Annotated in this window: 7 protein-coding genes; 1 reads left to right on the forward strand and 6 read right to left on the reverse strand. The window is 46.4% G+C overall.

From position 1 onward, the window contains the following. Nucleotides 1-436: 436 nt before the first annotated feature. The 6 genes from mazG to H528_RS14180 form a co-directional block, all read right to left on the reverse strand. Nucleotides 437-1240 (reverse strand): nucleoside triphosphate pyrophosphohydrolase, encoded by an 804-nt coding sequence (mazG, locus tag H528_RS0110330; protein WP_022854236.1) that lies wholly within the window; start codon nt 1238-1240, stop codon nt 437-439. Beyond that, nucleotides 1224-1781: a CvpA family protein gene (locus tag H528_RS0110335; RefSeq protein WP_022854237.1), complete on the reverse strand. Its 558-nt coding sequence runs from the start codon at nt 1779-1781 to the stop codon at nt 1224-1226. The genes mazG and H528_RS0110335 overlap by 17 nt, the downstream gene beginning before the upstream one ends. After that, complete coding sequence (gene cysS, locus H528_RS0110340) at nt 1768-3252, reverse strand: cysteine--tRNA ligase (RefSeq protein WP_028845909.1); 1485 nt, start codon at nt 3250-3252, stop codon at nt 1768-1770. The genes H528_RS0110335 and cysS overlap by 14 nt, the downstream gene beginning before the upstream one ends. Nucleotides 3253-3334: 82 nt before the next feature. Continuing rightward, on the reverse strand, nt 3335-6085 hold the full coding sequence (locus H528_RS0110345) for a CARDB domain-containing protein (RefSeq protein WP_022854239.1): 2751 nt from the start codon (nt 6083-6085) through the stop codon (nt 3335-3337). 107 nt (nt 6086-6192) lie between these two features. After that, nucleotides 6193-6963 carry a PEP-CTERM sorting domain-containing protein gene (locus tag H528_RS0110350; protein WP_022854240.1) on the reverse strand — a complete coding sequence of 257 codons (771 nt, stop codon included), beginning with the start codon at nt 6961-6963 and terminating at the stop codon, nt 6193-6195. Nucleotides 6964-7223: 260 nt separating this feature from the next. Next, on the reverse strand, nt 7224-9077 hold the full coding sequence (locus H528_RS14180) for a choice-of-anchor D domain-containing protein (protein WP_022854242.1): 1854 nt from the start codon (nt 9075-9077) through the stop codon (nt 7224-7226). 357 nt (nt 9078-9434) lie between these two features. Between H528_RS14180 and H528_RS14185 the strand changes: the two genes are divergently transcribed. Then, entirely contained in the window at nt 9435-10724 is a 1290-nt protein-coding gene (locus tag H528_RS14185; protein WP_022854243.1) for a response regulator transcription factor, read from the forward strand. The last annotated feature ends 816 nt before the right edge of the window (nt 10725-11540 follow it).

Consider the following 11540-nt stretch of genomic DNA (forward strand, 5'->3'; position numbering starts at 1 on the left):
GCCGTCAAAGATCACTAAGGTGTCTTTGGCGACATCAACGCCAAGGAAGGAATAGTCTTTCATAGTGATTCCTCCTTTTGGCACTAAGTGTTATAATAGCGATGTTGGTAGGGAGGCCCTTCCCGGTTTAGCCTTGTATACGGACAGTTTCCGCAAAAGGAAACGTCCCGGATACTGTTCAAACATAGGGAAGGACGGCTAGTCTCGCGATCGAACAGTTTGCCATAGGGCAAACGTTCCATGACAAGCCAGCCAGTCCCTCCCTACCAACTTTTCTTCCTGAATTTAATCATCCTTTCTGTTGTTAACCATACAATGACATAGGGAAAAAAGGCTCAGGAGGACATAGGAAAAAGGATCGGGATTACATAGGAAACGACCCAGGATGACAAATTATCACTATCACGCTGAGGGAGCGCAAGCGACTAAAGCAATCTCACGCCTTTTTGGCTTCTTCCCACAGGGCGTCCATTTCCTCAAGGGAAAGTTCTTTCAGGCTTTTGCCCTGCTCCTGGGCGCGCGCTTCCATCTTCTGGAAGCGGTGTTCAAACTTATCGTTGGTCTGGCGCAGGGCCTCTTCGGGATTTATACCAAGCTTGCGCGCAAGGTTTACCACCGTAAAAAGAAGGTCGCCTATCTCTTCTTGAAGGGCGTCTTTTTCTTTACGCCCCAGGGCCTCTTTTAGTTCGCTTATTTCTTCGTCAAGTTTCTCAAAGAGGTCTTCGGCCTTTTGCCAATCAAACCCCACGCGGCTTGCCCTCTCACCCAGGCGAAAGGCCCGCTGAAGCGCCGGAAGCGAGCGTGGAAGATTTCCCAGGACAGAAGTTTTCTGCCCCTTCTCCCGGGCCTCTTTTTCTTTGATTTTCTGCCACTGGGCCACTACCTCTTCGGCTTCGTTAAGGGGAATCTTGCCAAACACATGGGGATGGCGCCTTATCATTTTCTCGGCGCAAAGCTTTAGCACGTCTCTTAAGCGAAAATCCCCGGCCTCTTCGTAAAGATAGGCCAGGAAAATGAGCAAAAATAAGAGATCGCCAATTTCTTCACAAACCGCAAGAGGAGATTCCTCGCCGATAGCGTCAAAGACTTCGTGTGCCTCTTCGATAACGTATTTTTTAAGGGTCTCAGGGGTTTGCTTGCGGTCCCAGGGGCAGCCATCTGGGGCCCGCAGGCGATGGACTATCTCGATAAGCTTGACAAAAAGTGGCCCAAGCTCGGAAAAATCAGTGGTTTCTTTCATAATAAAGGATTCTCCGCAGGTTGTAGTTGAATCTTGCTTTTATCTCCGAAGGCATAAACTCGGCAAGGTGCCTGGCCCCCTGCATGATGTAAGGATAGGTCTTTGAGCCCCGAAAGATCTTTTCTCCTTGGGGAAAAAAGGTGGTTATCAGGAAAAACACCGCTACCAATAGCAAGAAGCCCTTAAAGGCCCCAAGGCCTGCCCCAAGCAGCCGGTCCATCCAGGTAAGCCTGGCCTTTTTGAAAAAGTAGGCGATGATTTCCGCCACAATGAAGACCGCAAGGTACCCCAGCAAGAACGCAACGGCAAAAGAGGCTGCCTTGAGCCAGGAGGCCGAGATCCAGGGAGCCTGAAGCCACGGGGCGATGATGTTTTCAACCAAAAGATGATAGCGCACAGCCGTGATATAGCCTGCCACTAGACCGGCAAAGGAAGAAATGCCGCGGAAAAAGCCGATCCAGGCGCCTCGCAAGATAAATAACGCCAGCACCAAAATGACGATAACGTCTATGGTGTTAAAGGGAAGATTAGGCAGATTCATGGGAAACCTTCCAGAACGTCCCCCAAGGGGTGTCTCGAAGGATTATGCCGGCTTTGGTTAGCTTGTCACGCAAGGCATCTGCCTTTTCAAAGTTGCGTTCTTGGCGTGCTTTTTCGCGTTCGCGGATAAGGGCTTCTATCTCTTCGCGTAAAAGCCCTTTTTCCGCAAGGGCCTTTTCCCTTCGCCTTTCAATAAAGGCCTCGGGATCTTCTTCAAGGATGCCTAAGATGTTTCCCGCCAAGGTAGTAGCCTTTTTAGCGCCTTTTTGGGCCAGCATAAGATGTTCTTGAGATACTTTTCGGCCACAAAGTTTTAAGAGATTATTAAGGGCCTTTTCCAGGGTGAAAAGCGTAGCAATGGCCCGGGCGGTGTTTAGATCGTCGGCGAGAGCCGCCAGGAAGTTTTCTTCAAAGGCGTCTATCTCTTCGGCAATCTTTGCCAGTTGAGGTTTTTGACCCTGTGGGGCTTCTTCCTGGGTGGCCTTAAGGCGGCCAATCAAGTAAAGGGTCTCGTAAAAGCCTTCCAGGGCCTTTTCGTGGTCACCTACGACCTTTTCGGTGTAGTCAAGGGGGCTCCGGTAGTGCATGGAAAGCAGAAAGAGCCTTATGGCCTCGGGGTGGTTGCGGGCAAGCATGTATTTTATGGTGACGAAATTTCCCAGGCTTTTGGACATCTTCTCACGCCCCACGGTGACCATGCCGTTGTGCAGCCAGTAGCGCACAAAGGGCTTTCCCGTGGCGGCCTCGCTTTGGGCGATTTCGTTTTCGTGATGCGGGAAGATGAGGTCAAGGCCCCCGCCGTGGATGTCTATGGTTTCGCCAAGGTAATGCATGGCCATGGCCGAGCATTCAATGTGCCAGCCTGGGCGGCCGCGGCCCCAAGGGCTTTCCCAGGAGGGTTCACCGGGTTTTTCTGCCTTCCACAGGGCAAAGTCAAGGGGATGGCGTTTTTTCTCCGAAGGGGCAATGCGGGCGCCTGCACGTAACTCTTCGAGATTTCGGCCAGAAAGCTTTCCGTACTCGGGGAATTTTTCCACGGAAAAATACACATCGCCCTCTACCACGTAGGCAAAGCCTTTTTCAATGAGGCGTTCAATCAGGGAAATGATTTGCGGGATGTGTTCTGTGGCCCTTGGTTCATAAGTGGGTTTAAGGACCTTAAGTGCCTGCATGTCCTCGGTGTATGATTGGATGTATTTTTCGGCAAGTTCCTTGGGAGAAATCCCCACCTCATGGGCCCGGCGGATGATCTTATCGTCGATATCGGTAAAGTTGCGCACATAAACTACCTCATAGCCTACGTGGCGCAAAAAACGAAAGAGTACGTCAAAAACCACTGCGGCCCGGGCATGCCCCAGGTGAGACTCGTCATAGGCGGTAACCCCGCAGGCATACATGGTGACTTTGGGTGGGGCAAGCGGGACAAATTCTTCTTTTTTACGCGAAAGGGTGTTTTGGAATTTGATTTCCATGGAAGGTTTTATACCAGCGGCCTTAAGGCGTGGCAAGACGAAAAAGGCCCCGCAAGCTTGCGGGGCCTTCAAAAGGGTGGACTTAGCGTCTACAACCTCTTACGATGATGGCCTTCTCCAAAGTATTATTCTCTTCATCTGTTTCGCTGATCTGGTTATCGGCATCAACGGTCACGTAAAGTGTGTGTTGGTTGCTGGGAGTGCAGAGCTCAGCAGGGACTCTGAAGCGGAAACGAACAAGTTTTCTCTCACCTGCCTTTAGGCCGTTTATGGTCTGCTCGCCGATTACATAGACAGGTGCCATCGGGTTAGCATACACCCTTACCACAAAGGGCTTGGTTACGTCTACTTCACCCTGGTTTTCAATGAGTACCGAAATATGCCCTCGTTTTCCTGCCCGCCAGAAGCGCGGGGTGACAAGTTTGGTAACCACAAGGTCGGCTGCGGTTTCTGCCGCAGGGCTCACTTCAACTGTAATCGGCTCTGAAGTCACGCTTGCGTCGGCATTATCGTAGGCCGTGCAGGTGGCGTTATATGTGCCAGGATTTTCGTAAGTGTAGGAGAAAGTGCCAAGCTCTGAGTTAAGGGGCTCAGAGCCGTCGCCGGGGTTAAGTTCGTAGGCGGCAATGGCGCCGTCAGGGTCAGAAGCTTCACAGGTAAAGGTAACGGTAAGGGGTGCCACGCCACTTATGGGTTCTACACTAAAAGATTCTATCTCCGGTGGCTGGTTCATAGAAACGGAAATACTTACGGGATCACTATAAGCTTCGCTACCACAACTCCGCTTAGCAGAAACTATGTAATACCAGGTATAGTAATCAGCTTCTGCTGGTAGCGAAGCGGTAAGGGTAATGCTGGTCTCAGTGGTAGTGGCTACTTTCGTGCAATCCTCGGCAGGATTAGCAGATGGATAAGAACACTTATAAATTTCATAGCTTGCTGCATCTTCCACACTATCCCAGCTGAGTGTAAAGGTCTCTCCCTCATGAAGGTCGGAAGGATACGCCACTACACTTTGCGGAGCCCCAATCTCACGGCATTCAAAATGGGCGGTAACTTCCTTGTCTTCATCCATTGTTAAATTACAGGTTGACCCACTGTCAGTGCAGGCTCCACTCCAGTAAGAAAAGACATAATCAGAATCCTCATTGCAGGAAGCTTGAAGAGTAACCGGCCAGTTTTTTCCATAATATCCCATGCAATCTCCGGGGCAGGAGATCTCGTCTTTATCGTCTAAAACATAGCACCCTTCCACGGTCTGCGGATCTAAAGAAACATTAAGGGACACCTCTCCACAAACGGTGTCTATCCTAGGGGAGATATCACTGGCAAAAGAGATTGAACCCTCTTCATAAGAACCCGCTGTTACATCATAAATCTTGAGAGTATATGTAACGGTTTGTGAACCCTGTGGCACCGGAAGCGCAGACCAATCTATAACACTCAGGTCGAAATCAGCGGTAAGATAAGGTCCTTCGGAGAGATCACCCTGACCACGGCAGTAATGCCCGTTGCTCCCGAAAGTGTAGAGATAAGGATAGCTACTTTCATTAAAACCTATAAAGATGGCAGTAGAATCGGAGTTATACCAGGGTAACATGTCTTTAGACGGAACATTGACGGATTTATACAATTTTTCTTGTTCAAGGTTTTGGGGATCAATTACCAAGAGCGAACTTCTCAAGGAATCTTCACCGATGTAGCCATAGAAGTGTAAATATATTTTCCCCTGATAAAGAGACATTCCCTGAACTAAGTCAGCCCTTGTACTACGAGGATTTTCGGGATAATGGCCTATTTTATGATTTATGATACTTCCATCCTGAGGATCTATGGCCCCTAACCAAAGGGTGCTGGCTCCAGGAATGCCTGTCTGCCCGGCTATGATGAGAATTTCCTGATCCCCGTTTTTATAAATTGCGGCCTTATCAAATAAGAGGGGATGTTTTTCGTCGCTCTCATCGGTGCGAGCATACACTTTGAACCAGTTTGTTTCTCCTGAAGGAGAAATGGACCATACAAAACCCGCCGGAGAAGTAGCGTTTATCTGGGTGGCATAGGCGATAAGGATCTTCCCTACCAGGATCAAATTGCCCTGGCCATCTGCCACTGCATCTCGGAGTTCGAGAGAATGTTGGGACAACAAGCATGTGGCCGGAAAGGTTATGGTAGCACTTTCGCAATTTTGGCCATAACAAGTCTTTCGTTCGTAAGCGAGAGCCAGAAACTTATGCCAGGCCACCTCACTTAGGTCTTTTTTGACTTTGGCAATGTAAAAACCATGTACGCCGCAACCTAAATTTACAGTGGCAGGCCCTACGAAATAGACATATTCACCTGCCGGGACGAAATTTTCTGCCGGTATGACTAAATTATAAGTTAGCTTAATAAAACTATCATCAATAGTAGGATCTTTAAGGTATAATAGGCTTGGGGTTTCGTTACCCAAGCGGGCAAAAAAGGGTAGCCCAGCGCCAACACTTTCAGCATAATACTTGCCTGCAAGTAAAATTTCTCCGTTATCAAGGAGCAACCCCTTGGGATAAAGACCTACGTTTTTTTCTTCATCCCCGATTACAGGCCTGAAAATCTTGCTATCTAGGAGATTTCCATCTCTATCCAGCAAAAAGGCTCCGAAATAATAGGTGCCATTGTAAGATATCCGGCCTGTGGCAAGAACCTTTTCCGAAGCGGTATTTATGCCCTCCAAGCTCATAGAGTATGGATAAACATTTAGCCTGATTTGTTTGGTCCAGAAAGGTGAAGCTGCAAAAGCCGAAGAGGCCAGAAAAAGTATCAGGAGAAAGAGAAAAAAACGCTTTGCGTGCTTCATAGCGTTCCCCCCTCCTTTTATTAATAGGGCATAAACGCCCGACCTCGTTGGGGATCCGTTCCCCTTTTTCGGAACGAAAAATAGGAACGGATCCTTCATTCACCTACCTACGCCTTTTTACGGAGCCCAAAGAGGGCGAGAGCCCCAAGGCCGGCGCCTACCAGGAGCATGCTTGCCGGCTCAGGCACCGCCTGGGCGTTTAGATTCGTAATCTGTGCATCGACATAACCACCCCACTCGTCTTCTGCCCCGCTTATTTGCGCCAAGATTCCTACCCCGAAGAGATACTCGTGCGTAGGGTCAAGGCTCCAGGAGTTTTCGTAATGCCCTGAGTCATCATCGTTGAAGAAAACCGTCTCCTGGTGCACAAAAACGGGATTGTTAGGATCGGTGGTCTCTGTCCAATCAATCAGGCCTACGGCATACCCCGCACGCCCGGTGTTATAAGCCGTGTCAAAATCGAAATCTACGGACCAATCAAAGGAGAGCACAAACTGAGGCTGGCCAGAAAATAAATTACTCCCTACTGCTACTTTGGAGAGAGCATAATACCAATCTGTATCGCCGGAATAAGAACCATCTGCATAACCTTCAACATAAGCGCTAAGCTCGTCAACATCCGCACTATACTCTGCATAGGCTGCAAAAAAAGGATCATAAAAAACTTCGATAAAATCCGTATATGGGACTTGATATGCATGCGGCAAAGTAGGAGTCAGGTACTGAGAACTATCGCTATCGATTGTCTGATTCCCTGAGCCGTAGCTCACCTGCAGGTCCCAATAAACGCCGACGGGCTCAACCTGGGTGGCAAAAGATGAGCCTGACCAACAAATAATGGCAAAAACACAAAAGAGCAGAAAAAATACGCGTTTCATAGGTCCCCTCCTGATCAAAAAATTTTATTTTGTTTGTAAGCAACTTTTATGCCAAAATTGGTTCATTTTTGCTTTGCATTTTGTGCTAAAAATGAAACATTTTGATAATGATTTGACTTGTCGGAAGGAAAAATTTTTCACTTTTGGGAAAAATTTTTCCCTGTGTTTTAGAAAGTTTTTTCTTTTTTTGAGCTACACAAAACATCATTGCCAACATCTTTTTAGCCCGGGCAGAGGCCCGGGCTTTGATTTGAGAAAATCTAAAATCTGTAACAACCTCTTATAACGATGGGCTTTTCCTTGGTGTTGTTTCCTTCATCTGTTTCGCTGATCTGGTTTTCGGTATCTACGGTCACGTAAAGTGTGTGTTGGTTGATGGGAGTGCAGAGCTCAGCAGGGACTCTGAAGCGGAAACGCACAAGTTTTCGCTTGCCAGCGGCAAGGCCGTTTATGGTCTGCTCGCCAATTACAAACCCCGGTGCAGCAGAATGGACAACAGCCCTTACCACAAATGGCTCGGTAACGTCCTCTTCGCCCTGGTTTTCAATAAGAATGCTCACTCGTCCGGTCTTGCCCGCCCGCCAGTAGCGTGGAGTGGCAAGTTTCGTGACCACAAGATCTGCCATGCTAACAGCCGCAGGGTTTACCTCTATCGTTACCGGCTCAGAAGTGGTGCTTGCGCCGTCGTTATCATAGGATGTGCAGGTGGCGTGATAGGTGCCAGGGGTTTCGTAGGTGTAGGTGAAGGAGCCAGTTTCAGAATTAATAGGATCAGAGCCATCGCCAGGGTCGAATTCGTAGGAGGCAACGGAGCCGTCAGGGTCATAGGCAGTGCAGGTGAAGTTGACGGTGAGGGGTGCATAACCCGATGTGGGGTTAGCGGTGAAGGACTCTATTACAGGAGGCTGGTTGGGAACCCCTGTTCCAGAAAGTGCTATTGATACCGTATTTTCGTCCGGATCATCGGAGGTGATCTTAAGGGTTGCACTCTTAGAGCCAACACTTTGTGGATTAAAGGTAATCTTTATAGTACAGTTTTCACCCTGGGATAATACAGTACCACTGCAATTATCTTGAGTGATGAAAAATTCGGAGATATCTGTGGAGATAGTGACATTCACAATATTTAGGTCTTCTGTCCCTACATTTTGGACTATAAAGTCCTTCTCCGCGCTATTGCCTACCTGCACCATGCCAAAGTCGTAAGAGGTGGGCGATACGGATATATCAGGCTCAAGGGCCCTAAAGATGGCGTTACAGGTCTTGTCCGTATCCATGGTTATGGTGCACTCGGTATTATTTTCGCATTCGGCGCAGTCCCCATCCCAGCCAAAGAAAAGGTAGCCGTTTGCAGGAACAGCAGTAAGCAAAACACTATCTTCTTCCGGAAAAGGAATTTCACAATTAATATCTGCACATTCGGGCATCTGTGATGACAAATTATTACTATATGCTAAAACTGATCCGTTACCGGAAATATTTATCTCTAATAGGGGAGAGTATAACACACCAGTTATAAGTGTGCCGTTTAAGGTAGCATTAATTTCAATATCTATTATACCTATGCTTTTCATGCCTTTGTAAAGTTCAGTAAATTGATAAGAGGTTAGGAACGAGGAATCTCGAATTGCTTCATCATAGGGCCAAAGTTTTGTTTCATTTGATGAGATAAAAGTAAATTCTGTATCGTAGGCTGCTGTAATCTCTTCAATAAATTCCTGTTCTGCTTCTCTCTTTACTTTAGAAGCAAGACTATCCAATGAGACAGAAGTAATAGTAGAATTAGAATAATCAATTATATAACCTTTTTCTTCTAGCCAGCCAAAAAAATCAAATAATGAAGGAGTTGAAGTAGAATTATAATAATTGTCAGCTAGCTCCCCAATTTCTTCACTGCTCAAATAATTACAAACAGGTTGACCATCTTCATTATAACACTTACTTACCTTGGGCAGAAATTGAATTCCGTAAGAGCCGTGAATTTCCACAAATAACTCTCTAAAGTAGTAATCTTTGGTATAATTACGTACTAATTTTATTAGAGGGTCAGAAGCACTTGAAATTTCGAAGAAAATTAAAACAAAAGTTGTTACAAGCATTAAAAACTTTCTCATTTTTTCCCTCCTTTCCGTATTTTCAAACCACCCCTACCGCCATAGTCGATGCCGGTAAGAGGTGGCGAGATTTGTATCCACATGAGATCAGCGTCTGTAAGTTTGTCCAGCTTTTCAGATTAGTAGTAGATACTCTCCCCCTCTCACCCACCTCCATCTTCTTTTCGTTAAAGTTTTGGGCAACATGGCCGATACATTTTCAAAAGTTCATAAAAGTTGTTTGGGGATATTTTTGAGGAAATTTGACGGAAAAATAAAGTCGGAAGCCCTGTCAACCTGGCCTAAACCCACGTCATCCAGGTTGTCATCCCATTTGTAAACCCGCTAAAATTAAAAAAAACTAGGGACCAAGAGGTGGTGGGTGGGGGCAAAATAAATCGTGATTTTGCGCTGGGTATAGCTTCTTTTGCGGCCTATGACCTTTGGATGCTCCTGTTTCCCTTGCAAGGGCTTGCTCTTTTATCAACAGCAGGCCCGCGGGCCATTGCCTTCTGGCTGGTACCCCATGTGCTTACTTTTTCCCTGCTTAGCTTAGTCCCTAATGAGCGCTATTTTGACCCTGTTTCTAAAGTAGCCCTTTTGCTCACCTGTGTTTTTACCGCGCTTTTTCCTTACGCCCCGCAATTTCATGGAAAGCTTTTGCTTTTACTTGGCATCACCTCTGCTCTGGCCATGGTGCGTACGGCATCTCTTCTATGCCACCATCAAAGGCCTTGGAAAGCAGCAGCCTGGGCCTTGATTTTCGCTAATATTTTGCTCTCGTTAATCCTTGCCCTTAAAATCCCAAATGAAATTCTGTTTATAGGGCTTGGTCTGTTTTTGTTGATAGGTTTATTTGGTTCTTTGCCTGCTTCTGCGCCTTCTTCTTCGGCCTCAATGTTCAGATATTTTCCTTTTATCTTCTCTTTTTATCTCTTAAGTGCCTTGCTTTATATAGTGCTTATGCCTCATTATGTTGAGGAGGCAATCTTTTTAGGTGTGGAAAACCTTTTTTATGTAGCTACGTTGTTATTGGCTGCGCGTTTGTTACCTAAAGAAAAAGACCTTGTTTTGGCTTTAGGCATTGGTGGTGGGATATTTGCTATTTCGTTTTTTCATTCTCACGTGCCCTTGAGCCATAATTTGAGCATGTATGCCATTCAAATAGCCGTAGGTTTTGTGGATTTATTTTGTCTTTACTTGTTTTTAACTGGCGAAAACTATATTGCAAACCTTGCTAAAGGTTTTGCCTGTGTATTTTGGGGAGTAACAGCATCTTTGCCTCTTTACTACTTGGCCCGCGAGTCTGACTTTATTTTAATCGGCGGGAATATCATATTGGGTATTTCGCTTCTGTTATTTTATTTCACCGAACGCAGACGCAACGTTAAAAAAATTGTTTTGCTAACCAAAAATAATAAAGCTTTTAATAACCAAGAAACAAAACCAAAAGAAGTTTGGCAAACTAAGTCTGCCAAAGAGGAATTTGCTCAAAAGCTTTCCGCGCGCGAAAAAGAAGTATTTCAGCTGACCCTTGAAGGCAAAAGTATAAAGGAAATTGCCGAAGAGATAGGGATATCTATCTCTTCGGTAAAGACCTATTTACAGCGCGTCTATAAAAAAGCAGATGTCCGCAACAAACAAGAACTAATAGATAAATTCAGGTAAACACCTCTTTTATTGTTCTGGGATCGTTCCTGTGAAATGGTCTTAGGGGCTATTAATGGGGGTATGTTTTATCCGACAAGGTGTCATCGCAAGGCGACTTGTACGCCTGCGCGATCCCTTCGGTTGTGCTTGCGACACTGATCTCAACAATTTTGCAAAGGTCTCTAAGGTGTCGCCTGTTTTAAGCTCTTAGTAGACAGGCCCGAAGCATCTACAGGTCGATTGGTGGATGCTTCGCCTGGGGCTCAGCAGAATGACACAGAAGGAGTGACAGGATGACTGAGGAGGAGCGGCGCAGGGTGTTAGAAGAGAGTAGCTAAGCATGACGTAAAAGAAAGCGCTTGGTTAAGGATGACGAAGAAGAGTGGCTGGCTCAGGATTTCAAAATAGGGAACGTATCCTGGAATGAGCCTTAAGAAAAGGTGTTTGCCCGAGGTCTCTGTTTGAGGTCTAATTTTTTGGTTATGTTTTCCTTGCCGATATTAAAAATGCTAAGGGCAAAGGGCTAAAGGCTAAAGGCGCTTAGTGATCTGTGATCTGTGGGCGGAGGTGGCCCTGACAAGTTGCTATTAACCGTCATGGGCGATTGCTCACAACGAAAAATATGAAAAAGCGTCGCGGGGTGAGGCCCCAGGACTTTCTCCTTAAGATCATTTTTCACAGGAATGGGGCATTATACGCCTGAGATCGTTGAGGATCCGTTCCTATTTTTCGAAACGAAAAATGAGAAAGGATCCCTGAGAGGAACGTCGACAAAAAAATGGCTCCAAGCAATCAAATTAAAAAGTAATAACAAATAAAGCGAAAAAAAACGGA

Origin of the sequence: Thermodesulfatator atlanticus DSM 21156, from assembly GCF_000421585.1 — a bacterium.
Lineage (GTDB): Bacteria > Desulfobacterota > Thermodesulfobacteria > Thermodesulfobacteriales > Thermodesulfatatoraceae > Thermodesulfatator > Thermodesulfatator atlanticus.